Annotated in this window: 26 protein-coding genes; 17 read left to right on the top strand and 9 right to left on the bottom strand. The window is 60.6% G+C overall.

What is annotated here, in order from left to right:
- Position 1 precedes the first annotated feature (1 nt).
- Genes BS630_RS29350 through BS630_RS29340 form a run of 3 tightly spaced genes read right to left on the bottom strand, consistent with a single transcriptional unit; the run spans position 2 to position 1392 of the window.
- On the bottom strand, positions 2-727 hold the full coding sequence (locus tag BS630_RS29350) for a glutathione S-transferase (RefSeq protein ID WP_077980194.1): 726 nt from the start codon (positions 725-727) through the stop codon (positions 2-4).
- A gap of 6 nt (positions 728-733) precedes the next feature.
- The gene (locus BS630_RS29345; protein WP_077980193.1) at positions 734-1024 is read right to left on the bottom strand and encodes a DUF3175 domain-containing protein; all 291 of its coding nucleotides are present in this window, start codon (positions 1022-1024) and stop codon (positions 734-736) included.
- Between the two features lie 53 nt (positions 1025-1077).
- Entirely contained in the window at positions 1078-1392 is a 315-nt protein-coding gene (locus tag BS630_RS29340) for a hypothetical protein (protein ID WP_011655053.1), read from the bottom strand.
- Positions 1393-1545: 153 nt separating this feature from the next.
- Between BS630_RS29340 and BS630_RS29335 the strand changes: the two genes are divergently transcribed.
- Positions 1546-1923: a hypothetical protein gene (locus BS630_RS29335; RefSeq protein WP_077980277.1), complete on the top strand. Its 378-nt coding sequence runs from the start codon at positions 1546-1548 to the stop codon at positions 1921-1923.
- Between the two features lie 34 nt (positions 1924-1957).
- Here BS630_RS29335 and BS630_RS29330 read toward each other — a convergent pair whose 3' ends face one another.
- The 5 genes from BS630_RS29330 to BS630_RS29310 form a co-directional block, all read right to left on the bottom strand.
- Positions 1958-4681, bottom strand: a complete 2724-nt coding sequence (locus BS630_RS29330; RefSeq protein ID WP_077980192.1) for a hybrid sensor histidine kinase/response regulator — start codon at positions 4679-4681, stop codon at positions 1958-1960.
- A gap of 176 nt (positions 4682-4857) precedes the next feature.
- Complete coding sequence (locus BS630_RS37505; RefSeq protein WP_165503844.1) at positions 4858-5031, bottom strand: hypothetical protein; 174 nt, start codon at positions 5029-5031, stop codon at positions 4858-4860.
- Positions 5032-5041: 10 nt separating this feature from the next.
- Positions 5042-5224: a hypothetical protein gene (locus BS630_RS29320; protein WP_020052618.1), complete on the bottom strand. Its 183-nt coding sequence runs from the start codon at positions 5222-5224 to the stop codon at positions 5042-5044.
- Positions 5225-5363: 139 nt separating this feature from the next.
- Complete coding sequence (locus BS630_RS29315; RefSeq protein ID WP_072641816.1) at positions 5364-5618, bottom strand: DUF2934 domain-containing protein; 255 nt, start codon at positions 5616-5618, stop codon at positions 5364-5366.
- Positions 5619-5760: 142 nt separating this feature from the next.
- Complete coding sequence (locus BS630_RS29310) at positions 5761-6402, bottom strand: UdgX family uracil-DNA binding protein (protein ID WP_077980190.1); 642 nt, start codon at positions 6400-6402, stop codon at positions 5761-5763.
- Positions 6403-6567: 165 nt separating this feature from the next.
- On the opposite strand from BS630_RS29310, the gene BS630_RS29305 reads away from it, so the two are divergent.
- The 5 genes from BS630_RS29305 to BS630_RS29280 all read left to right on the top strand — a co-directional run bounded on the left by BS630_RS29305 (position 6568) and on the right by BS630_RS29280 (position 11549).
- Complete coding sequence (locus tag BS630_RS29305) at positions 6568-8031, top strand: phospholipase D-like domain-containing protein (RefSeq protein ID WP_077980276.1); 1464 nt, start codon at positions 6568-6570, stop codon at positions 8029-8031.
- Positions 8032-8126: 95 nt separating this feature from the next.
- Positions 8127-8942 (top strand): endonuclease/exonuclease/phosphatase family protein, encoded by an 816-nt coding sequence (locus tag BS630_RS29300; protein ID WP_077980189.1) that lies wholly within the window; start codon positions 8127-8129, stop codon positions 8940-8942.
- 313 nt (positions 8943-9255) lie between these two features.
- The gene (locus BS630_RS38460; protein WP_077980188.1) at positions 9256-9543 is read left to right on the top strand and encodes a DUF2934 domain-containing protein; all 288 of its coding nucleotides are present in this window, start codon (positions 9256-9258) and stop codon (positions 9541-9543) included.
- A gap of 151 nt (positions 9544-9694) precedes the next feature.
- The gene (locus tag BS630_RS29290) at positions 9695-10615 is read left to right on the top strand and encodes an NAD(P)/FAD-dependent oxidoreductase (RefSeq protein ID WP_077980187.1); all 921 of its coding nucleotides are present in this window, start codon (positions 9695-9697) and stop codon (positions 10613-10615) included.
- Positions 10616-11207: 592 nt separating this feature from the next.
- Positions 11208-11549, top strand: coding sequence for a hypothetical protein (locus tag BS630_RS29280; RefSeq protein WP_077980185.1), 342 nt, complete (start codon positions 11208-11210; stop codon positions 11547-11549).
- Between the two features lie 172 nt (positions 11550-11721).
- On the opposite strand, the gene BS630_RS29275 is transcribed toward BS630_RS29280, so the two are convergent.
- On the bottom strand, positions 11722-11925 hold the full coding sequence (locus BS630_RS29275; protein WP_025397417.1) for a hypothetical protein: 204 nt from the start codon (positions 11923-11925) through the stop codon (positions 11722-11724).
- A 291-nt stretch (positions 11926-12216) separates the two neighbouring features.
- On the opposite strand from BS630_RS29275, the gene BS630_RS29270 reads away from it, so the two are divergent.
- From BS630_RS29270 to traA, 11 genes are all read left to right on the top strand, one after another.
- On the top strand, positions 12217-13758 hold the full coding sequence (locus BS630_RS29270; RefSeq protein WP_077980183.1) for a UbiA family prenyltransferase: 1542 nt from the start codon (positions 12217-12219) through the stop codon (positions 13756-13758).
- A 10-nt stretch (positions 13759-13768) separates the two neighbouring features.
- Entirely contained in the window at positions 13769-14200 is a 432-nt protein-coding gene (locus tag BS630_RS29265; protein ID WP_025397419.1) for a GtrA family protein, read from the top strand.
- Positions 14201-14207: 7 nt separating this feature from the next.
- Positions 14208-15530, top strand: a complete 1323-nt coding sequence (locus tag BS630_RS29260; RefSeq protein ID WP_077980182.1) for an FAD-binding oxidoreductase — start codon at positions 14208-14210, stop codon at positions 15528-15530.
- Positions 15527-16276, top strand: coding sequence for an SDR family oxidoreductase (locus BS630_RS29255; RefSeq protein WP_077980181.1), 750 nt, complete (start codon positions 15527-15529; stop codon positions 16274-16276). Before BS630_RS29260 ends, BS630_RS29255 begins: the two co-directional genes overlap by 4 nt.
- Before the next feature lie 145 nt (positions 16277-16421).
- Positions 16422-17981, top strand: coding sequence for a hypothetical protein (locus tag BS630_RS29250; RefSeq protein WP_077980180.1), 1560 nt, complete (start codon positions 16422-16424; stop codon positions 17979-17981).
- A 159-nt stretch (positions 17982-18140) separates the two neighbouring features.
- Positions 18141-18920: a hypothetical protein gene (locus BS630_RS38230; protein ID WP_245310522.1), complete on the top strand. Its 780-nt coding sequence runs from the start codon at positions 18141-18143 to the stop codon at positions 18918-18920.
- On the top strand, positions 18907-19110 hold the full coding sequence (locus BS630_RS38225) for a hypothetical protein (protein WP_245310521.1): 204 nt from the start codon (positions 18907-18909) through the stop codon (positions 19108-19110). Before BS630_RS38230 ends, BS630_RS38225 begins: the two co-directional genes overlap by 14 nt.
- 90 nt (positions 19111-19200) lie before the next feature.
- Complete coding sequence (locus tag BS630_RS38220) at positions 19201-19470, top strand: hypothetical protein (RefSeq protein ID WP_245310520.1); 270 nt, start codon at positions 19201-19203, stop codon at positions 19468-19470.
- 708 nt (positions 19471-20178) lie between these two features.
- Positions 20179-20502 (top strand): DUF736 domain-containing protein, encoded by a 324-nt coding sequence (locus BS630_RS29240; protein ID WP_077980179.1) that lies wholly within the window; start codon positions 20179-20181, stop codon positions 20500-20502.
- Between the two features lie 342 nt (positions 20503-20844).
- Positions 20845-21012, top strand: a complete 168-nt coding sequence (locus BS630_RS37500; protein ID WP_165504247.1) for a hypothetical protein — start codon at positions 20845-20847, stop codon at positions 21010-21012.
- A 544-nt stretch (positions 21013-21556) separates the two neighbouring features.
- Positions 21557-26176, top strand: a complete 4620-nt coding sequence (gene traA / locus BS630_RS29235) for a Ti-type conjugative transfer relaxase TraA (RefSeq protein ID WP_077980178.1) — start codon at positions 21557-21559, stop codon at positions 26174-26176.
- Positions 26177-26315: the final 139 nt, after the last annotated feature.

The following is a 26315-nucleotide window of genomic DNA, read 5'->3' as shown; positions in this document are numbered from 1 at the left end:
CTCAGCCCGCACTGTCCAGCTCAGGATAGTGCCTGAAAATCCCTTCCTCGTTGAAGGCCAGGCGGCGGGGCGAGGCGAGATAACGGGCAATGTTTGGACGCTTAGCCAAAGCATCATGCAGAGCCAGCAGGGCGGGATATTCCGCCTTGCGGTTTGTCATGGCTCTCGGGAAGGCGTAGCTCAGGCCCTCGATCACCTGGAAGAGCGAGAGGTCGACATAGGTCAGCGCATCGCCGACCAGATGGTTGGGGCCTTTCGGGTTCTGCCGCAGTACACGCTCGAAATAACCGAGGAATTTCGGAATGCGGTCGCGAATGAAAGCGGCAGAGCGGGCTTTCGCCTCTGGCTTCTGATCCTCGTAATAAAGCGACATGTCGATCGGGTGGTGCGTGTCGTGCACCTCGGCGACGAAATCGGTGACGGTCAGCTGCAGGCCGTTGACGACATGGCGAAGGCCTTCATCCTGAGGCGCAAGGCCGAGCTTCGGGCCGAGGTAAAACAGGATGTTGGCGACATGCGGGACAATGAGATCGCCGTCCTTCAGGAAGGGCGGCGCAAAGGGAATGTGCGGTTCGCTGTCGCTCTTCATGATGTCGAACATGGCGCCGGTACCGCGCCCGGGCTGGCGGGTGATGTCGATATAGTCGGCGCCGGCTTCCTCCAGCGCCAACCGCACGAATTCGCCGCGGCCTTGAATGCCGTCCCAATAATAAAGTTCGTATGCCATGAGCGCTCAATCCTTCGATTGACGACCGAAGTCTTTTCGCAGTTCATCCTTGGCCTTTTCAAGGGTGCCGCGCCGCTTTTTCGTCAGCTGGTCGCCGGCGCGGTTGATGTAGAAGGTCAGCATCGACATGGCGGCGCGGAAGGGACTCGACTTGCGGCGATCGCTCTCCTCGGCGGAGTGCTTGACGGAGCGGGCAATCTTCTTCGGATCGTCCGATTTGAACACGCCTTCCTTCAGGTCCATCGCATCGCTGTGTTCGGTGACGTCCTGCGACCATTTCTTTTTCGATTTGGCCATGGGTTAAACTCCCTATGCGGCTGACGGAAAGCCTCCGCTTGCCGCATCAGTTGTTAATGGTGGCTGTGGTGTTCGTTGCGCTTGCGCGTCGCGGCGGCCTTCTTCGCGGAAGCGGACCGTTCCTCCTTCGAGCGTGCGGCGGATGCCGCGCCGCCGATGCGGCCGCCCTTTTCGGAGGATTCATGCGTATCCTTCTTGCCGCGGCCGGAACCGGATTTGTTGCCGCCGCCGCTTTCCTTGTTGACGGTCGCCCAGGCACGCCGTTCGGCTTCCTTCTCGGAGACGCCGCGATCCTCGTAGCCCTCCTCGATGTGCTCGGCCTTGCGCTTCTGCTTGTCGGTATAGTCGGATTTGTCACCTCTCGGCATCTTGGCCTCCTCTGGTTTGCAAAGGGACGGAACCGATCAGGAGCCCAAAAGTTCCGGCCGTGGTCGTGGCCCGCAAGGCCCGAATTCGGAACAAAAGCCGATTTTATCAGGTTTCCGATGGGAAAGGCCTGCACAGAAGAAGGAGCCGAGAACATGGAAAAACACATCGTCAAAGCCGATGGAAACGGCGCGATCGACGTGAACGGCCAGGTATCGCCGGTCACCTATACTGTCGGCCTCAAGCAAGGGAAGGGACGTTCCTACGAGGTCGACATCCGCCTGATGGCGCCGCGTGACTGGCTGCTGCAGAGGGGCTTCGAGCGGGATGCCGTGCTGGTCAGTCAGAGCGGCGCGCGTATTCCCGTCTATCACGATGGCGCCAGCCATCACGACGATGGCAATTATCACGATAATGGCCGTTTCGGTCCTGCCGACACGGTCTCGATCGAACTGACGGCGCGCGACGACAGCTGCACCAGCGAAGTGGATCTGATGCGCAAATATCCCGAGTTCGACGGCGCCGACGCATAAAAGCAGAGGTGGCAGCAGAGAAAACAGAGATACTCTAGGCGCCAGGCCGCTGCTGGACGGCGTTCTTGACCGCCTGGTCGAGCGCCGTGCTGCTGAAAGGTTTCGACAGCAGCACTGAACCGGGGAGACGGTTTGCATCCGGATCCGGCAGGCTGCTGTTGCCGGTGGCAAAGACCAGGCCGACCGACGGAAAGGCCTCGCGCGCCTTGGCGGCAAAGACCTGGCCCGACATACCAGGCAGGCCGACATCGGCGACGATTATGTCGACAATGGTGTGTCCGAGGATTTCCACGCCCCGTTCGCCGCTCTCAGCTTCGATCACGTCATAGCCGAGATCCTGCAGAATCTCGGCAGTATCCATCCGGATGAAAGCGTCGTCTTCCACGAGCAGCAGCTTCAGCTTTTCGCGGGCGTTCTCGGGATGTTTGGGAACGGTCACCGCGGCATCGCTCGCCCCTTGGCGGCGTTGTGTCCTGATAGTAAGCACGTGGCGGATCTTGCGGGCGAGTTCCTCGCGCGTATAGGGCTTGGAGAGCAGTTCGAGGCCGGGATCGAGCCGGCCGCCATGGACGATCGAATTTTCGGTATAGCCCGATGTATAGAGCACGGCGATATCAGGCAGACGCTCGCGTGCCATCCGCGCAAGCTCCGGGCTCCTCAATGGCCCGGGCATGACGACATCGGTAAAGAGCAGGTCGATATGGGCGCCGCTTTCGATCACGGTGAGCGCGCTTTGCGCATCCTTGGCCTTCAAAACGTAGTAGCCGAGATCCGACAGCATCTCGACGACGGTGACGCGCACGCCCTCATCGTCCTCGGCGACAAGGATGGTTTCCGTGCCCCCGGCGGCCGGTACGCTGTCGGCGGCCGTGACCCGATCCTCGCTTCGGAACGAGCGGGTCAGGTAGAGCTTGACGGTCGTGCCTTCGCCGATCTCGCTGTAGATCTTCACGTGGCCGCCGGATTGCTTGACGAAGCCGTAGACCATCGACAGGCCGAGACCGGTGCCCTTGCCTTCCGGTTTCGTCGAGAAGAAGGGCTCGAAGGCCTGATCCATCACCTCCTGCGTCATACCGGCGCCGGTATCGGTCACGGCGAGCACCACATATTGGCCGGCGGTGACTTCAGGATGGATGCGGCTGTAGGAATCGTCGAGGAAGGCGTTGCCAACCTCGATCGTCAGCTTGCCGGCGCCATCCATCGCGTCGCGGGAGTTGATCGCAAGGTTGAGCAGTGCGTTCTCGATCTGGATCGGATCGGCGAAGGTGTTCCAGAGTCCGCCGGAGACCATGGTCTCGACTTCGATCTCCTCGCCGAGTGCGCGGCGCAGCATGTCGTCCATGCCGGTGACGAGACGGCCGATGTTGATGACCTTCGGTTCAAGCGGCTGGCGGCGACCGAAGGCGAGCAGCTGGCTTGCCAGCCGCGAGCCGCGTTCGACCGCGGCAAGCGCGTTGGAAATGCGTTCCTTGCCTCGGCCGCCATCTGCCACATCCTTGCCGAGAAGCTGCAGATTGCCTGAGATCACCTGCAGCAGATTGTTGAAGTCATGGGCAACACCGCCGGTAAGCTTGCCGATCGATTCCATCTTCTGCGACTGCTGAAGTGCTGCTTCAGCCTGCTGGCGTTCGGCAATCTCGGCCGCGACGCGGACCTCGAGCATTTCATTGAGTTTCCGCAGCTGATCTTCCATGTCGCGGCGCTGGTCGATTTCGACTTTGGCGGCACGAAAGAGCCGGATATTGTCGATCGCGACGGCCGATTGGCCGGCGAGGCTGACGAGGCTCGCCTCGGCCGCTTGGGAAAAACGGCCGGGCTGGCCGTGACCGAAGAACAAGCCGCCGATGACGCTGCCGTCGCGTGATTTCACCGGCACGGCAAGATAACTCCTGACCGGAAGATGCCCCTTCGGCATGCCTGCATGCGGCGCATTCTGCCCGTAGCGCGGGTCGAGCAGGATGTCGTCGGAGCGCACGATGCCTTCGCCGTTGAAGGTCGGTGCGAAGACCTCGGTATTGCGCGGCATCGGGAATTTCTCGAAGTTCTTCCGATCGACACCGGCAAGCGCATAGAGCATGTAGCTGCCGCCCTCGCCATCATCGACATTGTAGAAGAAGGCACCGAATTCCGCGCCGGTCAGCGTCACGCCGGCATCGACGACAATCTGGGTGAGGCGTTCGACACTGGGCTCGGCGGTGATCGCCGCACCCGCCTGGTTGACGACTGCAAGCGCTTCCGATTTCGCGCGCAGCTCTTCCAGCGCGCGCTGTTCGCCGCGCTTGGCCGACACCTGATCGGTGACATCGAGGGCCGCGCAGAGGATGCCGGCGACCTTGCCGTCATCGTCGCGCAAAGGCGTGTATGAAAAGGTGAACCAAGTGTCCTCGGTACGGCCGTCGCGGCGCATCGGGATGAGCAGCTCTTTGAAGAGCTGCGAACTGCCTTCCAGCGTGCTGGCGACGATCGGCGAGAACTGTTCCCAAATATCCGCCCAGACCTCGCGGAAGGGTCTTCCGAGGGCATCGGGATGCCGCTCCTGGAAAACAGGCACATAGGCGTCGTTATAGAGAAAAGCGAGGTCCGGACCCCAAGCAACGAATTTGGGCTGGCGGGAATTCAACACCATTTCGGCGATATGCTTGAGAGATGCAGGCCAGCTTTCGACCGGACCGAGACCGACGGCGTGGAACGCCGGATGCCGTAACAATTCGCCGATTTCGCCGCCGCCTCTCGGCCAGCCGTTCCCGACGCTTCCCATTCAAAATCGCTTTCTTGTCGTCAGCCGCGCCGGGGGTGATCTGTCACCTCGGGGTTCAGCCCTTCCAAACCGTCAACATAGAGGCTTCCGATGGGAGGGAAAGGGCGCGGTCGAAATATCCTTAACTGCCGGGTGTTCAACAGTTTTAGCAGTCTGCGGACGGCGCCTGTGGGCTGTTATTTTCGGTAGAGTTTCTGCGAGGCGGCAAAGGCGCGGCCGATATAGACGGAGACCAGCTGAACCGGCGCGCGCGAATCGCGAAAAACCAGTCCGACGAGATTGTCGATGACAAGGATGAACCCGAGCGCGAGACCGAGGTAGAGCAGTGCGGCGATGACGAGGAGCGACATCTCCATCCCCTCACACGATCGCGGTTGAAACGCGGCCACTGGCGGCGAAGAGCGGGATTGAGAGGATTTCGATACGGCCGTCGTTCATGGCAACTTCCCCGGTTTCGCCATAAACAGCCATGGGATGCTCTTGTTCCCGATTATTCGGGCAGGGCTCAACTTTTTTGGGAAGCCTCAAAGCTTGCAGCGTCATCCGGCCTCTGTTCACCCCCGCATGGAAGCCCCCATCCCTGCAATTCAATATCGCACAACCAATTCAGGCATATGACAAAAAAGGATCAAGGGCGTCGAGGCGACGCCCTTTTTAATTGAGATGCTCAGTATTCTAGTGTTCAGGACGCGGTCTTGCGGCTCGCGGTGCGCTTCGGCGCCGGCGTGACCACGCCATTCGTCTTGCCGCCTGTCGCAGTGCGCTTCGTCTTGGGCTTGGCTTCCTTGCCGTTGGAAGACGCAGCCGAGCCCTCGAGCGCGTCGCGCTCGTGTCGTGCCTGTTCCCAATGGATCGACTCTCGCCCTGTCGGATAACCCTCTTCTTCCCAGAGGGTGTATGCACGTTTTTTGATCCACTCTTCCCGAGTTTCTGCCATCGCTGATCTCCAGTCACATGATGCCGTCGTTCGAACGCGATACTGCTTGGATGGTTCCAGAGGAGGGGAGCTCTTTCAAGCGAAATCGCGCCGCAACCGGAAATATTTCGCATCGCAGCATATTAGGGTTGAGAATCGGCCTTCACTGGGACCGAAACTCCACCGCCTTGTGCAGATCTGAGACGAAATCCCGGCGTTGCCGGCGCTGCTCTGCCTCGTCGCGAATGCGCAAGAGATAGGAAGGGTGGATGGTGACCAGGACAGGCGGACGGTTTTCCGGATGCAGGATATGGCCGCGCTCCGGCGTCAGCTTCACCTTCGGACCGAGCAGCGCATAAAGCGCGCTTGCGCCGAGCGTCACGACGAGCTTCGGCTGCAGGATGTTGAGCTCGGCGCCGAGCCACCAGGCGCACCGCCTGATCTCGCCGGCATTCGGTTTTGCATGCAGCCGCCGTTTGCCGCGCGGCGTGAACTTGAAGTGCTTAACGGCATTGGTGACATAGCAGCGCTGGCGGTCGAGACCGGCCTCTTCCAAGCATCGATCGAGCAGCCGACCGGCGGGACCGACAAAAGGCCTGCCGGTCAGATCCTCCTGATCGCCCGGCTGCTCGCCGACAAGGACGATCTCGGCTTTCACAGAGCCTTCGCCGAAGACGATTTGCGTGGCATTCCTGTAAAGATCACAACGGGTACAGCCATCGGCCTGATGCCGGAGTTCGGCAATGCTTTCGGCATCCGCGACTTCGAGCGCCAATGCGGGACCGATGTTTGCGGCGATGTTCATGATGGCGATCCTCACCTCCTCGGGATCAATCGATCCGCGCAGGGATTGTTCCCTGCTGAAACGGACGGCGCCGGGTCGGCAAAATGATCACGGTGAAAAATTTCGCGTCATGGGAGAGCGACGGCGCGATTGAACGCCGCCGTTTCGCGGCTATATTCGCCAGCGATGTTCTATCTCCTGTCGACCTACTGGCCGCATATCCTCTTTGTCGTCTCGATCGCCATGGGGGCCGCGGCGGCGATCCATGCCGCCATGACCAAGGAGGAGGTGCGTGCCGCGATCGGCTGGGTCGGCGTCATCATCCTGTCTCCGATCATCGGCGCGGTGCTCTATGCGATTGCCGGCATCAACCGTATCCGTCGCAAGTCGCTAAGCGTCCGCCGTGACGCGCTGCTGCTTGCGGCCGAATTCGACGAGTTGGAGACCTTCGACGCCGAGGCCGAGACGGTGATCAGCCAGTTCGGTCGCCGCTTTGCGGCGCTGCAGACACTCGGCGACCGGGTAACGCGCAATCCGCTGACTTCAGGCAATACGATCGACATGCTGGAGACCGGCGACGAGGCCTATGCGGCGATGAAATCAAGCATCGACGAGGCGACGCGCAGCATCCTGCTCGAAACCTATATCTTCGACCGCGATGCGGTCGGCCTTCGCATCGCCGATGCGCTGATTGCGGCGGTCAGGCGTGGTGTGGAGGTCCGGGTGCTGATCGACGCGGTTGGCGCGCGTTATTCGGTGCCGAGCATTCTTGGCCATCTCCGTGAGAGCGGCGTCACCGTCGCCGTCTTCAACGGCAACGTCATCATGGGGCTGCGGCTGCCCTATGCCAACCTGCGCACCCACCGCAAGATTCTGATCGTCGATGGGAAAATCGCGCTAACGGGCGGAATGAACATCAGGGCGGGCTTCAGCGAGGAGGCAACAGGCGAGAGCTTTGCCCACGACACGCATTTCAGCGTCACCGGCCCTGTCGTGGCCGATCTTTTCGACCTCGCCGCCGAGGACTGGCGCTTCTCAACGCAGGAGTTGTTGAACGACGAGCCCTGGCGCATCGAACTGCCAGAGCGCAGCCCCGGCGACCCCATCCTGATGCGCGTCGTCGCCTCCGGCCCGGACCGCAGCGTCGAGACCAACCACAAAATGCTGATGGGCGCCTTTTCCGTGGCGCGCCAATCGATCCGCATCATGTCACCCTATTTCCTGCCGGACCGTGAACTGATCAGCGCCCTGGTGACGGCGGCGCGGCGCGGCGTTGAAGTCGATATCGTCGTGCCCGCGGTCAACAACCTCGTGCTGGTCGACCGGGCGATGACGGCGCAATTCGACCAAATCCTCAAGAACTACTGCCGCATCTGGCGCTCCACCGGCAGCTTCAGCCATTCGAAGCTGCTGACGATCGACGGCACCTGGGCCTATGTCGGCTCTTCCAATCTCGATCCGCGTTCGCTGAGGCTGAATTTCGAGGTCGACCTCGAAGTGCTGAATGAGGGCTTTGCCGCCGAGATCGACGAGCATATCGAGGAAACCCTGAAATCAGCGACGCCGGTGACGCTCGACGGGCTGCGCGCGCGGCCCTTCGCGGTGCGCCTGCTCGAGAAGGTGCTGTGGCTGGGCTCGCCCTATCTCTGACGAATTTTTTGCATTCTGACATGGCAAGTTCTGCCCGGCTGCCTATACTGCCGAATGAGTAGCCCTTTTGATCAACGGAACAAGTGCGCCGCCCTATGCACGCCAGGAAAGACAGTCTTCCCGCCAGTATTCTCGCCTCGATCAGGAGCAGGAAAAAGCGGCTCGACGCGGCGCATATGGAGGCAAGGCCGCGTAGCGCCGGCACGCTGATCGCCTCCTACAACGTGCACAAGTGCGTCGGCACCGACCGGCGTTTCGATCCGGAGCGCACCAGCCGGGTGATTCACGAAATCGGCGCCGACCTGATTGCGCTGCAGGAGGCCGATACGCGTTTCGGCGAGCGCACCGGCATTCTCGACCTCGGCCGGCTGGAGCGGGAGACGGGCCTCATTCCGGTGCCAATTGCCGGTATGGCGAAGGCGCATGGCTGGCATGGCAATGTCGTGCTCTTCAAGAGAGGGCTGGTGCATGACGTGCATCAGGTCAAACTGCCGGGTCTCGAGCCGCGCGGCGCGATTGTCGCCGAGATCGAACTCGAAGAGGGCGGGGTGCTGCGCATCATCGCCGCGCATTTCGGCCTGCTGCGCCATAACAGAGCCCAGCAGGCCCGCACCCTGGTCGAGCTCATCAACGACAGGCACGAGATGCCGACCATCCTGCTCGGCGACCTCAACGAATGGCGGCTCGGCGACCGCTCCTCGCTCAACACCTTCCAATCCGCCTTCGGCGAGCTGCCGCGCGCCGTGCCAAGCTTTCCCGCCGGCCTGCCCATTCTGGCGCTGGATCGCATCATCGCCAACCGCAAAGGCATCATATCCGAAGTGGAAGCGCATGATACGCCGCTCGCCCGCGTCGCGTCCGACCATCTGCCGATCAAGGCGCTTGTGGATCTGAAACCAGCAGCAGTCTGAAGAACGGAGCCGACGCGCGGGCTTAAGTGGCCGAATGTTCCCTTGAGCTTGATAGGGCCTCAGGATCGGAACTGTGGGGTAAAGATCACGCCCATGCCAAGCGCCTTCCGCGCGATCCACCTTCAGCTTCAACGAACACCGAAACGGTCGTTGCGCGTGAAAAGAGCGACTCGTCTTTACTGGCCTTTTCGGCATCGACCCCGCCGCTCGGCTTCTCCTGCGTGTCTACGGCGCCTGGATGCCGGGAACTTCGCTGAGGACGACGAGTTAGCGGCGAGGCCATCGGCTTCCGCCGGTGCAAAGGAGAAGCGTTATGGAAGATCGGGATCGAGAAAACAGAATCCGCGAACGCGCCCATCAGATCTGGGAGCGCGAAGGAGGAGGCGAGGGTAATCAGGAACGTAATTGGGAGCAGGCTACCCGCGAGATTGATGCAGAGAACGCGGCAGCTGGTGAAGGCGACGATGGAAAAACCGGCTCGACTGGGTCGGCGAGCGGCCTGCAAGGGGGCGGAACCTCGCCAGGAGGTGGGCCGGCATCCGGCGTCGACAGCATGGCGGTGCCAAGGAAGAGTGGAAGAGGCGGGCCCGGTCCGAACTAATCCATCTCAAAGACGCAGACAAACCTGAGAGACCAAGTGGTCGCATGCTGTAAGAGCGTGATCAGGGTTAGCGATGATCGGTTCCGCGGAAATTCGACAAGATCGAACGTCGCGAGCGTGGGAAGCCCCATTTGATCGAGGGACCGAAGCGATGACGACGGAATTGCGGATTCTCGACGCCGTAGTGGTAGGCGCGGGCCCTGGAGGCATGACGGCTGCTATCTATCTGGCGCGGCTGAACCGCAAGATCGCTGTGGTCGACTCTGGCCACAGCCGCGCACTGCTCATCCCTCGCTCACGCAACCATCCAGCCTTCCCTGAAGGCATCGAGGGAACCGAATTATTGCGGCGCATGAGCATGCAGTTGCAGAACTTCGCCGTCGACACTGTGATTGGCACCGTTAGGCGGCTGAGGCGATGTGAAGCTCGTTACTTTTTGGTTGAATTCACCGGCGGTCGGATCTGGGCGGAAAACATCGTGCTGGCAACGGGTCTTGGGGACATATTCCCACCCATAGATGGAGCCTATGATCTCGTCCGCTCTGGCCACCTCCGCTTCTGCCCGATCTGTGACGGTTATGAAATTGCGGGAGGACCGGCAGTGGTGATCGGCGCAACGGAGCGGGCCGCTTCCGAAGCGCGCTTCTTAAAATCATTCACAACCGACATCGCCATTGCGACCCTCGGGAATACCTTGGACGTCACAGCCGAAACGATGGATCGGCTTATCGACGACCGAGTCACCGTACGGTGCGAGCGCTTGGTGCGATGCTTGCGTTCCGAGCACGGAACGGTCGACCTCGTCCTTGAAGCACCGACTGCGCTCGAAAAGGTCGTGCTCTATTCCGCGTTGGGGGTTCGGCCCCACTCGCAGCTCGCTGAGCGACTGGCTGTTGCACTCGATAGGGATCGGCGGATCAAAGTTGGTTCACATCAGGAAACAAACATCCAGGGGATCTACGCGGTTGGCGATGTTGTCACAGGTCTGAACCAACTCGGTGTGTCGATGGCGCAAGGCGAAATCGCGGCCGTCGCCATTCACAATCGGCTGCGCGAACGCAAGAACGACTGATGAGGCGTTAGTTGCCCGAGGCGAAGGGGCAATCTTCGCGCATGAGGAACGGTGATACCACCCGAAGGAGCGCCGAGAAACCAACGCATGCGAGCCCCGAATTGGAATCGATGTGCCTCGCCCCGTCGCGGAGTCGACCCGACGGTGGCCTGCAACAGCCGATTTGGCCTTCGGCGACTCGATACCGTGGAACCTTTGCTGAGCTTGAATGTTAGCGGCATCTGCACGGCAAAGGCCGTATTGCCGCTGGTCTATCCCGAGGCAACCGGCCCAGATGCTGGTGGAAAAGCATAGGAACGGCTGAGGACCCAGCGTTACATGAACCAACGGTGCCCATCATCAATGGGAGTGCTGTTATCTCTGTCCCTCAGGGTTGGCAGCCGGGCGGCATCGCGGTGCGGAAGCTTTTGAAGGCTTACAAGGCAGGAGGAGGATCGACAATGGACCAAGGCTTATCCCCGTGGTTGCTTTCGTCCTACGTGGGCGCCGTCATCGTCATCGGCCTCATCATCACCGCGGGCTCGATCTCAATGTGGTGGTTGAGCGGGGGCGACGGTGCGGCATCATCTCCAAGCGAAATAGGAGAACCGCGATGATCAAGAAGGATGGCAAGACCGCTGCCGAAGTGCGCGGTCGAATCCAATCAGGAGACAGCGGAGACATCAGATCGGGATTTGACCCTGCAGCCGCGCCACTGGAAACAGATGCTGAGGCCGCAGGTCAGCCGATGAGCCACGAAGAGATCGAGACGGCGCTGCATACCCAGAGCAGGGGAGCGGCCGATCGCCAACGCAACTACGATGTCGCCATGCGTGAACCCGGGAGTGCAGGGACCATGCCCCAGACGACGCGCTCTAACCCTTTACGCATCTTCATCGCCACACTGGCTCTTGTTGCGCTGGCAGTGGCGATCGCCAGCTGGATTTACAGCTGACAAGCTAGACGTTTGATCCCGGATTTTGATGGTGCAATCTTCTCACAGGCTAGGAGGGATTCGCTATGGGACAAATTCTGCATGGGAGCGCCACGACGACAGAGGCGATAGGCAAAGCAAGCCGCGCCAAGCGGAGCTTCTAGTAACTAAAGACCGTTCAACCTTGTCGGCACTACTGCGCGACCAGAACGGCTCCCATCAGGATTGCGCAGACGAGTCCAAGGATGTTCAAGCCGAGCGAGACGAACTCGCTGATCTGCTGACGGTGGGGATGGCAATGCTCTGCATTTCCTATGACGGCAATAGCCCCGCCGACCATCCAGCAAGTCAGTGTCAATGTCCCAAAAACAAGTGCCAAGTTCATCGCTTCGTTCAACCGGTCTTTGCGTATGGGGCACCCAACCGATACATCAGGGGTTTGTTCCGGCAGTCGAAACTCCGTCCGGTGGGGTACATCGCTCAGTGCAACCAGCCTACGCCCCGGCAACGAGGAGGTGCCGGATAGATCACTGATCATCCGTTCCGTGCGCAAGGGTATCCGCTGCCTGTCTAAACTTAGAGGTGAAGGTCGAGCAAAGAGTCAGACGCAAGCGACTGGGCTATGGAACTAAGCGGCTTGGCCGTTGTTCGGGGATTTCCACATACCTCAAGTATAAAGGGAAATCCTTTGAGCGAATTGCGCCAGGAGTTTGAGCTTCGAAGAGATTTTCTACCGACGGGTCAGGAGGACGACTGGATTTCACCTCGTCGAACGATATCAACGCTCGGTGGCTCGTCGACACCACAAAGTTCGGATTCGTCGCGGCCGCTGGTCATCGATCTCGATGGCACCTTGGTTCGATCCGACCTGCTGATTGAGGCCGCCTTTTCTGAACTCAGGCGCCGCCCCTTTTCCATCGTTGACCTTGTCCTCGCAACGTGCAGGGGAAAGGCATGCCTCAAGCACCGTCTTTCCACACCCGCGGATTTCGATCCGGCTATCCTGCCCTTTGATCCCGAGGTTCTGAACTTGATCCATACGGCGCGGGAAGAGGGACGTCAGGTCTATCTCGCATCCGCGACTCACGAGCGCCTTGTCTCGCGCGTTTCCGACCATCTAGGGGTCTTCAACGGCTGGTTTGCAACGGACGAGACGACAAACTGCGCCGCCGAGGTGAAGGCGGAAAAGCTCGTTTCGGCCTTTGGCCATGGCGGTTTCGACTATGCCGGCAACAACGCCGCAGATCTGCCTGTATGGCGCCACGCCGGAAAATCATACGCTATTCGGACGCCGGCCAGGGTAGCGAGGCAACTGTCGCGCCAATGCGACAATGTTGAACATCTTGCGCACGACAAACCGACCTGGCGGACTTGGGCGCGGTTGCTGCGGGTGCATCAATACGTCAAGAACGGGCTCGTCTTTATCCCGTTGCTGACAAATCAACTCTTCGACGTCCATAGTCTTGCCAATTCCGCTCTGGCTTTAGTCGCCTTCTCGCTTTGCGCGTCGAGCGTCTATGTGCTGAATGACCTGGTCGACCTTCAAGACGATCGCGGTCATCGCAGCAAATGCCGCAGGCCGCTGGGGTGCGGCGATATCCCGCTCTCACACGCGCTCATGGCAATCCCCGTTCTCCTTCTGCTGTCGTTTATGGTCGCCCTGACGATTACACCCGCCTTCATTTTGGTGCTCGCCGGATACTTTGCGTTGACCACCGCCTATTCGTTCTTTCTGAAGCGGAAGATGATCCTCGATGTCGTGACCCTTGCAGCTCTTTACACCACACGAGTGGTAGGAGGGTCGGCGGCGATCTCGGTTTGGCCTTCTCCTTGGCTGCTTGCCTTCATGATGAGTTGGTTCCTCTCGCTCGCGCTCGTCAAGCGATACACTGAGCTCATTTCGCGCCGAGCCGCGAACCTACCCGACTCGAAGAGCCGCGATTACAAGAATGGAGACGTCGGCATGATCGGCGCATTGGCGGCCGGGGCCGGAATGAACGCGCTCACATTGTATGCGCTCTACGCTGCAAGCGACAGCGTGCAGGATCTCTACACCCGGCCGGGAATTTTATGGCTGGCGGGACCAATCCTGGCTTGCTGGATTGCCCGCATCCTGTTGCTCGCCCATAGGGGACTGATGCATGACGATCCGGTCGTATTTGCGATCAAGGACAAGGTGAGCCTTGCGACTCTGGGCGTTGCCAGCGCCTTTGTTGTCGCCGCACTGTGAGGTGAGCGAGATGCGTTCCCATTATGGGGGTGAAGGGATCCCGACCCGCATCGCAGTTCGCTATGTCGTGTTCGCGATCCTCTCGACTTTAGCAAATTTTGCGGTTCAGGCGGCTGTCGTGAAGATCTACCCGTCGCAAAGCCTCGTGCCGTCAATGCTCGCGGGCACTGCCGCCGGGTTCGGGCTTAAGTACTTCCTCGACAAAAGGTGGATCTTCTTTGACCGATACGAGTCGCACGGCGACGAATTGCTCAAGATCGTCCTTTACGGCCTGTTCAGCGTCGTGACGACGATCATATTCTGGGGATTCGAAATTGTCTTCTGGACAGTCTGGAGAACGGATCTAGCGAAGTATGCGGGCGGGGCGATCGGTCTGGCGATCGGCTACATCTCAAAATTCGCGCTCGACCGAAAATTCGTGTTCAAGTTGGAAGGGGCGTGACAGACTGATGGAGGGATGGGGACGTTATCCACGCCATGATGGTGAAGTGCTTGATTGCAGGCTGCCGGAAGCGCTGCCTGGAACGGTGTCATCGCGCGCGGGTCTGATTGCTCGCGGCAACGGCCGCTCGTATGGCGATGCCGCGATCGGTGAGCATCTCACTTTGACCTGCGGTGCATTGAACCGGATGAAAAGCTTCGACGAGGTGAACGCGTCGCTGACCGTCGAAGGTGGCGTCATGCTGTCGGACATTCTCAGGTCGTTCATCCCCCGGGGCTATTTCCCCCCGGTAGTCCCAGGAACGAAGTTCGTCACAGTTGGAGGAATGATCGCATCCGATGTGCACGGGAAGAACCATCATCGCGACGGTGGGTTCGGCGAACACGTTCGCGAAATCAAGCTGGTTATCGCCAGCGGTGAGATCATTACCTGCAGCAGAACCCAGAATTCAGAGCTTTTTTTCGCAACGCTCGGGGGTATGGGCCTGACGGGCATCATCGCTGAAGCGACCTTTACGCTGAGGCCCATCAGTACCGGCTGGATTGTTCAAAAGACGGTCGCGACAGAAAATCTCGGCGATACGCTGAAAGCCTTGAAGCAAACAGACGACGCGACCTATTCCGTCGCCTGGATTGATTGCCTTTCGCGGGGCGCTTCGCTCGGCCGCTCGCTGATCTTTGTCGGCGAGCACGCCAGCCCGAGCGACATCGCTCAAATGCCAAAAGCAGCGCCATTGCCTCCCTTCAAGGCAGCCCGTTTTTCACTGCCGGTCGACCTGCCTGGTTGGGCGCTCAACAGAAGGAGTGTTTCCGCATTCAACGATCTTTATTATCGGGCGGGTGCCCGGAAAGCAGCCCGAGTCTCTTTGGTCCACTGGGACAGCTACTTCTTCCCGCTTGACGGTCTTCTCGAATGGAACCGCCTGTACGGCAAGCGCGGCTTCCTGCAGCATCAATGCGTGGTGCCTGACGAAAACGCACTTGCGGTTCTGAGCAGTATGATCGATCGTTTCGCTCTTTCTGGGAAAGCCTCATTCCTGGCCGTTCTGAAAAGGCTGAGGGGTGGCGCAGGCCTTCTGTCATTTCCGGCGCCAGGTTATACCCTCGCACTCGACCTGCCGGTCGCGCCCGACGTGTTCCAGCTGTTAGACGAAATTGACAAGCTGGTTGTCGCGGCGGGAGGGCGGCTCTATCTCGCCAAGGATGCGAGGCAATCCCGTCACACATTCGAAGCCGGTTACCCCCGACTGCAGGCGTTCAAAGAGGTGCGACGAACAACGGGGGCCGACCGTCACTTTAGTTCCCAGCTGGGAAAAAGGCTTGGCATATGAAAGCCATCGGCAAGACACTGCTCCTGATTGGGGCGACGTCGGATATTGGTCGTGCGACTGCCCTGGTCTATGCCGAGGCGGGCTGGGACATTCATTTGGTCGGACGCAGGCGTGAGCTTGTCCAACGTGAAGCCGATGACATCGTCACGCGCACCGGCGCCGTCGTCGCCGCCCATGAACTGGATATTCTTGATACCGGCCGCTTCGAAGAGTTCCTGAGCACCGTGTCGCCATTGCCTGACACGGCCATTTGCGTCGTCGGCGAACTCGGCGAGCAGGCCCGCGCCGAAAGGGAACTCGAACACGCCGCCATGGTGATGCGGACAAACTTCGAAGGACCGGCTTTGATGCTCGGCCTCCTGGCTAGCCGCTTTGCCGCGCGCGGGTCCGGCACCATCGTCGGCATAAGTTCGGTCGCCGGCGACCGCGGGAGAGGATCAAACTATGTGTATGGCGCCGCGAAAGCTGGCCTGACGGCGTTCTTGTCCGGTCTCAGGAACAGACTATCCACAGCCGGGGTACGCGTCCTCACCATTAAACCGGGTTTTGTGCGAACGCGGATGACTGATGGAATGAAGCTTCCACCCATGCTTACGGCCGAGCCTGCAGAGGTCGCTCAAAGGATCTTCGGCGTTGCCGATGGCAGCAAGGGAGGGGACGTCGTCTATGTCAGGCGGATTTGGTATCCGCTCATGGCGATAATCCGAGGCATCCCGGAACCGATCTTCAAGAGGTTGCGGCTGTGATCGAACCCTGGGGAATAGAAGATAGAGATTGCCCTGGCCGCTTCGTCGTCCACATGTTCCATCTTGTTGATCCGCTTTTTCTTGATCCGCTTTTTCCGGGCGCCGATGCGGATCAAGGCCTGCCCTCGGGAAGGACGGGGTCTAGATGATGCGCCGCCTTTTTTCCGCACAAGTTGCGCTCCTGGTGGTCGCGGCAATTTGTGCCGCCATGCTTGCCCTTCCTGGACGGACCATCAACACCGCTTTCATCAACGATGTTTTGATATTCATTGATGGAGCGCATCGTATCGCTGTCGGGCAGGTGCCAAACCGTGATTTTCATACGGCGCTCGGACCGTTGGTCTTCTATATCCCTGCCTTGGGATACCTCCTGTCCGGAAATTTCGGCGCCGCGATACCGATGGGAATGGCGCTCCTGACCGTTGCGTTCATGCCTGCGATGATCCGTATCCTTCTTTCGCGCCTCAGCTCACCCTCAGCCATCGCCTTGGGCATATTCCTGATTCTTATTCTCGCTGTCCCGATCAATCTCGGAAGTCCGGTCCGGCTTCTTTCTTTTGCGATGTTCTACAATCGCATCGGCTGGGTCGCTCTCGGGCTCATCCTGGTGATGTACCTGACGCCGAGATCCGAAGCCGCGCGCAACGACGTTGCAGACAGTCTCGCGACGGCCTTTCTTCTACTTGTCCAATTCTACACGAAGGCGACCTACGGACTCTGCGGCGTGGCCTTTCTGATCTTCCTGTTGTTGGACCGGCAGCAACGTTCCTGGATCCTGGTCAGTCTGCTCCTGACCGCACTGGCAATGATCGTCATCGAGTTCTTCTGGCGCGGCACGCTTCAGCATATAGAGGATCTGCGGGCCGCCGCACGGGTCAGCGGTGATCATGACGTCCGCAGCATACTGAAAAATGTCCGTGAGAATTTGTCGGATCTGGTGGTTTTCACGGTGTTTGCGCTGGTTGCCTTCTGGCACATCCGCAGCCTTCGAGACCTCCTCTACAGTGGCTTCTGCGTGGGTGCAGGATTGGCAATCATCAACCAGAACGCCCACAGCTGGGGTATCATCACTCTCTATTGCGGAGCGGCCGTCCTGGCGGAAAAGGCACGGCGTTTTCAATCTGGCGACCAAAGCGCGCAAATGGAGAGGCCTGCTCGTCTTGCAGCTGCACTGCCGCTGCTTCTAATCTTCTTTCTGTTGCCGCCCATCGTCCACCACGGAGAGGCGATCGCTCTCCACACGGCACTTGCGGCGGAGAATGTGGGCAAGCCCCTTGGCCCTCCGCTTTTTGAAGACGTCCGGGAAATCGACCCGCCCGGTGGCGAGCCTGATTTCATTCAGCGCTACCTCGATAGTATCGAAAGTGGGGGTGCTCTACTTCAGGCCCTGCCGATTCCGCTCGAACGGGTATTCGTGCTCGATTTCGTCAACCCCTTTTCCGCGGGGCTCGGAATACGTCCTCCCACAGGTGACACTGCGTGGTTCCACTGGAACCGCAACATCAATGAGAAGGCTTACATCCCACCAGAAGCACTGTTCGCCGACGTGAAGATTGTGATGGTGCCGAAGACTGGCATCAATAGCCTGCCGTTACAGGAGCTGTATGGCCCATTCATTTCGAAGAATTTCGACATGGTGCAGAAAACGCCGGAATGGACGATCTACCAGCGACCACAGGCCGCGTTGGAAAGCGAGGCGCGGTGACGCAGGCAGTGAGGTCGATGCCGGAGCAGGAAGGCGCATCGCCACGGGCGGGCCGCCAATACCTCTGGTGGACCCCCATCGCCTCATTTGCTCTGGTACTTTCAGCTATTCTCGCTCTGCCCAACCAGACGATCACCAGCAAATACGTCAACGATCTATATGTTTTCCTCGACGGTGCGCATCGCATCTGGTCGGGACAAGTTCCGAACGTTGATTTTCCATACGTCGCTTGGCGCGCTCACCTTGTATATTCCCGCTGCCGGCTATGGCCTTTCGGGAAGTATGGGCGGCGCGATGCCAGTGGGAATGGTCATAGTCATCCTGCTGTTCGCAGCCGTTGCCGCGGAGATCCCCGGCAGCCGCATGCAAAAGGCGCTCGGCTTGCCCTTGGCAGCTTTTCTGCTTTTGCTCGTCGCGGCTCCTGCCAATCCGGGAGAACGGATAGGCGATCTCACATTTGCTATGTTCTACAATCGACTGGGCTGGGCTTCGCTCGGTCTCCTTTTGGTCATGTACCTGCCCCGCCTATTCAGCGCTGGGAGCAAGGCCGTGGATGCCGCATGTGCAAGCTTCCTCGTATTGCTCATGGTCTACACAAAGATCACCTACGGCGTCGTAGAGCTTGCATTTCTGGTCTTCCTGGCGACCGACCGACGTCAAATCGGCTGGACGGCGCTGGCGCTCGGGATAATCGCGAGCAGCGTCCTTGCCATCGAACTTCTCTGGCGCGGTGGCCTCAACTATCTCGCGGATCTGCGCGTTGCAGGCGAGAATAGCGGCGGCCTCGCGACGCTCGACGCTCTGGGGCACGTCTTGCTGAATAATCTCGCTGACCTTTCTGTCTACGCACTTGTCGCTGGTATCTTTCTTGTCCTCGCACCAAGCTACCGCAATCTTGTTTATAGTTTTTTGCGGCGTAACCGGGGTGCTGCTCATTGAACAAAATTTTCAACGTGCGCGCATCCTGACGCTGGGGCCGAGCGCTGCTGTCATCACTCAATCTCTTTTGAAGGCCAAGCTTTCCCGACTGCACCCGAAGGCTCGCCTCGTCTTGCCGCTACTGCTGGCATTTCTGCTTGTGCCGGCGGCGATAAGCAATTCCGCGGCTGTCGCCATTCATGCCCGTTAATTTTCCAGAATTCGGCTTGTCGAGACATGGAGTGCTGGTCAGTACGACTACTTTGTACAGTATAATCGCACTCTGGCTGAGGCGTCGGACGTGCTGTGCCAGTTGGGCGCTCGCCAAGCGACTGTCGCCGTGCTGGATTTCGTCAACCCCTTCTCGGCCGGCCTGGCGCTCCCGCCGCCCGTTGGCGACAGCGTCTGGTACCACTGGGGACGGACGCTCGGTCCCGAATATCATCCACCCGCGGAGGAGATGTTTGCCGACGTCGACCTGATCCTCGATCCCAAATGGCCCATCGAAATCTGGACGGCGAATGGCATGCGCGACTTTTTTGCTCACTATTATCGCCCGCCATTACAATGAGGTGCGGGAGACGACGAATTGGCGCATCTACCGCAGGAAAGCATGACCGGCGGTTGCCTTCCCGCTCAGCTTTGAGCCGACCTACCGGAACCTCCGTCCTCGTTTTTTTATGGTGTCATCAATCAAGCCCAGCACCTTTTACCGCCGCTGCCTGGATGTTTGCTAACCGTGCTTCGGAGCGGGATGTTCCTAGGGTCGCGTCGAAGAATCGCTTACCCTACGGCCTCGTCGCAGACAGCTTCGAACGGCTCAGCCCTGTTGCATCGTCCTTCGTTCGCTTGATGCCTAGCATCCTGGTTGGATGCCTCAACGGACGGCGGCTCGGCGTCTGGTCTTCGCTCAACACCTACCAGCCCGCCTCCCGCCGCCCCAAGTTTCCCGCCGTCCTGCCGGATCGCAACCCGCTGTGGCGTGCAAGATGGCTTGCTGCCCGGCGCAGATATGCGGAAGGAGGACCTGTCGCTGTGTAAGACATCCGGGGCAGGGCCCGTCCGCGAGGCAGCAATCGGATAGCATGGATTGTTGTCTCCGCTGACGGCTGCCATTCAAGACCATACCCGTTCTCCATGTCGCCTTTTAAGAGGCCGGCCGCCATCAGCGTCAACCCGCAAGGGGTTCCCCTGCGCGGCGCTCCGGTGACGCCTGCGGCTCGGCCCCTTCTTCGGGCGCCATCGGGAATGGTCCCGAGCAACCGAAGGAGACACCACCATGGCTACCACGATCGCAATCCTCACCGCAAAGAGCGATGGCACCCTCGAAGGCATTTTCGCCACCATCCGGGTCAACGCCCCGATCGCCATCGTCCCGAATGCCAACAAGGTGAGCGAGGAAGCTCCCGACTACCGTATCATCCACCGCAAGACCGGCTTCGAGATCGGCGCGGGCTGGAACCGCATCGCCCGCCTGACTGGCGAGGAATACCTCTCGGTGAAGCTGGAGGCTCCGGAAATCGGCGTGATCTTCGGCAACCTCGCCCCCGCTCCCGGCGGCGAGCCGAACCGCAAGGTCATCCTCTGGAACAACCCGAACTGAACGACAGACCGTCGGCCTCGAGCGATCGAGGCCGACTTCCGGAATGTCTCTGCCGCGAGCCTTGTTGTTATTCGAGCCGGCGAGGGGCATCGAGCCCCTTGCCGGCTTTTCCGGTGCCATACGAGAGGGAGGGTCTGCTCAGTCCGTCCAAGGGTGCCATGGCGGCATGAAGGCCTCAAGGACGAGCGGTGCCCCCAATTTTGTCTGCGCTCCGGGTCCCCCTCCACTTCGACAAAATCGGCTCCCCCACTCGCCGGCTCCGCCGATTGCTTCGCAATCCTTGACCCCTGCATCCCTCCATGACCGCGGGCGTCGTCTTTCACAAACGTCAAGGAGACGACAATGACCACTTGCATCGACGAAGTCATCGTGCTGCTGCAGGCCGAGCTGCGAAACGCTGATCCAACCGAGCGTCGCCAGATCGAGAACGAACTCGAACTGGCTCTGGCCGAACGCGAGGTGATCTGGGCCGAGCAGGAAGGCCGCATCGAGGCTGAGCCTCCGTTCTGACGGAGGCTTATCCCGTGTTCGTGAGCCTGGCCGGCCGGATCGACCGGCCGCCAGGCTATCAAGGGTTTCACCCCTCGACACTCCCCGCCGGCTGACGCCGGAAACGGTCGCGTCCCCTCCTTGTGCAGCGGGGTGTGCTGGATGGTCGATCCAGCTAGTTTGCGGTATACCAACGTAAACCCGTTGGTATCTCCATGTGTCGATCGTAGTCCGCCTGTGCGTAGCGACCGACACATGATCCTGCTTGACTAGGTGGTCATCCGGCGCGATGAGCAGTCGGGAGTGTTGACGTCCGCACTCTTCCGCGAAGTGTTCGGCTGTCCAGCTTGGACGGGATGAGAAGTCTTCACCCAGCCGGAAAGACCTCGCCGTCCAACGTTCCTTTCGTTGGGATGAACGCTTCCGGTGAATATACTACCTGGAAAAAATCAGTTAAATAAACTAGTGTGCGGCGGCAAACGCGGCATCGGCCCTGCGGTCCGATCGGTTTGAGGGCGCAATATACGTCGCTGTCGCGACGTGCTTGAAAGGTCTGGAGACGGCGGTGGCGATTATGTTCGTCAGAGCGCAGGTGATCAGCAGAGGGGTGGGGCGCAGCATCGTCTCGGCCGCGGCCTATCGCCACCGCGCCCGGATGATGGACGAACAGGCCGGTACGTCCTTCAGCTATCGAGGCGGGAGGGCCGAACTGGTGCATGAGGAGCTGGCTCTGCCGACGCAGACACCGGAATGGCTGCGCACGGCAATCGATGGCCGCACCGTTGCAGCGGCGAGCGAGGCGCTGTGGAATGCGGTCGATGCTTTCGAGAAACGGGCGGACGCGCAGCTGGCGCGTGAGCTGATCATCGCCTTGCCGGAGGAACTGACGCGGGCCGAGAATATCGCGCTGGTGCGTGAGTTCGTGCGCGACAATCTCACCTCGAAGGGCATGGTCGCGGACTGGGTCTATCACGACAAGGACGGCAATCCGCATATCCATCTGATGACGGCGCTAAGACCGCTGACGCAGGAGGGGTTTGGACGCAAGAAGGTGGCAGTCACCGGTGAAGACGGCGCGCCGTTGCGCGTCGTCACGCCGGACCGCCCAAAGGGCAGGATCGTCTACAAGCTCTGGGCTGGCGACAAGGAAACCATGAAGGCCTGGAAGATCGCCTGGGCGGAAACGGCCAACCGGCACCTGGCGCTTGCAGGCCATGAGATCCGGATCGACGGCCGCTCCTATGCCGAACAGGGTCTCGATGGCATCGCCCAAAGACATCTCGGGCCGGAAAAGGCAGCTCTTTCCCGCCGGGGTGCCGAGTTGTATTTCGCGCCAGCCGATCTTGCCCGCCGGCAGGAGATGGCCGACCGGCTGCTTGCCGATCCTGCGCTGTTGCTGAAGCAGCTCGGCAATGAACGTTCGACCTTCGATGAGCGCGATATCGCCAAGGCGCTGCATCGCACCGTCGACGATCCCGCCGACTTCGCCAATATCCGCGCGCGGCTGATGGCGTCTGACGATCTCATCATGCTGAAGCCGCAACAGGTCGATGCCGAAACGGGCAAGGCGAGCGAACCCGCCGTCTTCACCACGCGCGAGATCCTGCGCATCGAATATGACATGGCGCGGTCGGCGCAGGTCTTGTCGGAACGCCGCGGTTTCGCCGTTTCCGATCGGGCGGTTGCGGCTGCGATCAGGAATGTCGAGACCCGAGATCCGGAAAGGTCCTTTCGGCTCGATGCAGAACAGGTCAACGCGGTCAGTCATGTCACCGGTGACAGCGGCATCGCGGCCGTGGTCGGCCTTGCCGGTGCCGGCAAGTCGACACTGCTTGCCGCGGCACGCGTCGCTTGGGAGAGCGGTGGCCGCAGGGTCATCGGCGCGGCCCTTGCGGGGAAGGCTGCGGAGGGACTGGAAGACAGCTCCGGCATCAGGTCGCGAACACTCACCTCCTGGGAACTCATCTGGGCCAATGGACACGAGACGCTCCATCGTGGTGATGTGCTTGTCATCGACGAGGCCGGCATGGTGTCGTCGCAGCAGATGGCCCGCGTGCTGAAGCTCGTGGAACAAGCAGGGGCGAAAGTCGTTCTGGTCGGCGACGCGATGCAGCTCCAGCCGATCCAAGCGGGTGCGGCATTCCGGGCGATCACCGAACGGATCGGTTTTGCCGAACTCGCCGGCGTGCGCCGTCAGCGCGAAGAGTGGGCGCGCGAGGCATCGCGGCTTTTTGCGCGCGGCGAGACGGAGAAAGGTCTCGATGCCTATGCGCAGCAGGGTCATCTCATCGAGGCTGGGACACGGGACGAAGCCATCGGGCGCATCGTTTCCGATTGGACGGATGCCCGTCGCGCGCTCGTTCGGGAATCTGCCGAAGGCCCAAACACATCTCGCATTCGCGGCGACGCGCTTCTCGTGCTTGCCCACACCAATGCAGACGTGAAGCGCCTGAACGACGCGCTGCGATCGGTCATGACGGGAGAGGGCGCGCTAGGTGAGAGCCGCGCATTCCAGACCGAACGTGGGGCGCGGGAATTCGCCGCCGGCGACCGCATCATCTTCCTGGAGAATGCCCGCTTCCTCGAGCCACGTGCGCCCCGTCTCGGCCCGCAATATGTGAAGAACGGCATGCTCGGCACGGTCGTTTCCACCGGCGACAAACGCGGTGATACCTTGCTTACGGTGCGTCTCGACAATGGCCGCGATGTCGTCATCAGTGAGGACAGCTACCGCAATGTCGATCATGGCTACGCTGCGACCATCCACAAATCACAAGGTGCCACCGTCGAGCGAACCTTCGTGCTCGCCACCGGAATGATGGACCAGCATCTGACCTATGTGTCGATGACCCGACATCGCGACCGCGCTGATCTCTATGCGGCGAAGGAAGATTTTGAAGCAAAGCCGGAATGGGGGAGGAAGCCGCATGTCGATCATGCCGCCGGTGTGACCGGTGAGCTCGTGGAAACCGGACAAGCCAAGTTCCGGCCGAATGACGAGGATGCCGACGACAGTCCTTATGCCGACGTGAAGACGGATGACGGAAGCGTCCATCGTCTCTGGGGTGTGAGCCTGCCGAAGGCGCTCGAAGAGGGCGGTGTCTCCGAAGGCGACACGGTCACCCTGCGCAAGGACGGTGTCGAGAAGGTCAAGGTTCAGGTTCCGATCGTCGATGAGCAAACTGGGCAGAAGCGTTACGAGGAACGTGAGGTCGACCGCAACGTCTGGACCGCCAAGCGGATCGAAACCGCCGAAGCTCGCCTGCAAAATCGGCCGGATGTGTTCAAGCAACTCGTCGAGCGCCTGTCGCGCTCCGGTGCCAAGACGACGACGCTCGATTTTGAGAGCGAGGCCGGTTATCGCGCCCATGCCGACGACTTCGCCCGGCGTCGTGGGCTCGACACTCTTTCTCAAGCTGCCGCCGGCATGGAGGAGGAGGTTTCGCGGCAGTGGGCGTGGATTGCGGAAAAGAGAGAGCAGGTGGCTGAGCTCTGGGAGCGGGCCAGCGTGGCGCTCGGTTTCGCAATCGAGCGGGAACGGCGTGTTTCCTACAATGAGGCGCGCATTGAAACGCAAACTGTCTCGGATGCAGACACTGGCCGTGTGCGGTATCTGATCGCGCCCACCACGGGATTCGCCAGAACCGTCGCCGAGGATGCGCGGCTGGCACAGCTTTCGTCGCCGGCCTGGACGGAGCGGGAAACAATTCTGCGGCCGCTATTGGAGAAGATCTATCGTGACCCGGATGCAGCACTTGTCGCCCTGAACGCGCTTTCATCGGATGCAAGCATCGAACCCCGCAGGCTTGCCGACGATCTTGCCGCGACACCCGATCGGCTCGGCCGCCTGCGTGGTTCCGATCTGATCGTCGACGGTCGTGCGGCACGCGACGAGCGCAGCATCGCGACTGCGGCATTGCTGGAATTGATACCGTTGGCCCGCGCCCATGCCACCGAGTTCCGCCGGAATGCTGAACGGTTTGGTTTGCATGAGCAACAGCGCCGCGCTCATATGTCCCTGCCGATCCCGGCGCTCTCGACGGCGGCGATGGCACGTCTCGTCGAGATCGAGGCGGTGCGCAGGCGGGGTGGTGACGACGCCTACAAGACCGCCTTCGCGCACGCCACAGAAGACCGCTCGCTCGTGCAGGAAGTCAAGGCGGTCAGCGAGGCGCTCACGGCCCGCTTCGGCTGGAGCGCCTTCACATCCAAATCCGATGCGGTTGCCGAACGCAACGTGATCGAGCGTATGCCGGAAGACCCCGCGAGCATCAGAGGCGAGAAGCTGGCCCGGCTGTTCGAGGCCGTGAAGCGCTTTGCCGACGAGCAGCATCTCGCCGAGCGGCGGAACCGCTCGAAGATCGTCGCGGCGGCGAGTGCCGATCAGGGCATGGGGACAGACAAGGAGAATGCCGCCGTGCTGCCCATGCTTGCCGCTGTCACCGAGTTCAAGACCCCTGTCGACGAGGAGGCGCGCTCGCGGGTGCTGTCAGCTCCTCTCTATCGCCAGCAGCGCGCAGCGCTGGCTGAGGCGGCACGAGTGATCTGGCGCGATCCGGCCGGCGCCGTCGACAAGATCGAGGAACTACTTGTGAAAGGCTTTGCAGGCGACCGCATCGCCGCTGCGGTGACCAACGATCCGGCCGCCTACGGCGCGTTACGCGGTTCCGATCGTCTGATGGACCGGATGCTGGCTTCCGGCCGGGAGCGGAAAGAGGCGGTGCAGGCCGTGCCTGAAGCTGCCGCCCGCCTGCGCGCGCTCGGTTCAGCCTACGTCAATGTGCTAGATGCCGAACGCCAGGCTATTACTGAAGAACGACGGCGCATGACAGTCGCCATTCCCGGCCTGTCGAAGGCGGCGGAAGAGGCGCTTATGCGGCTGACAGCAGAGGCGAAGAACAACGGTCGCAAGCTGAGCGCATCGGCCTTTTTTCTCGATCCCGACATTCGCCGGGAGTTTGCCGCCGTCAGCCGGGCGCTCGACGAGCGCTTTGGTCGCAATGCCATCATTCGCGGCGAAAAGGATCTCATCAACCACGTGCCACAAGCACAGCACAATGCCTTGGAGGCAATGCGGGAGAAGCTGAAAGTCCTGCAGCAGGCTGTCCGGATGGAGAGCAGTGAGCAGATCATCTCGGAACGGCGTCAGCAGGCTGTCAACCGCGGGCGTGGCATCGGATTCTGAGACCAACCGAGGAGGGACTCAATAAGCTTAGTCGTGCTTCTTTTTGCCTGTTCTTCTGAATCCAACGCAGGTCGAAAGCTCGACGGCAGTCAGATTGCGTCGCCCCCTCAGAAGGCCTTCGCTCCTGAGCTACGAGCCG

Origin of the sequence: Rhizobium laguerreae (genome assembly GCF_002008165.1) — a bacterium.
Taxonomy (GTDB): domain Bacteria; phylum Pseudomonadota; class Alphaproteobacteria; order Rhizobiales; family Rhizobiaceae; genus Rhizobium; species Rhizobium laguerreae.
This window is presented reverse-complemented; position numbering and strand designations above follow the sequence as displayed.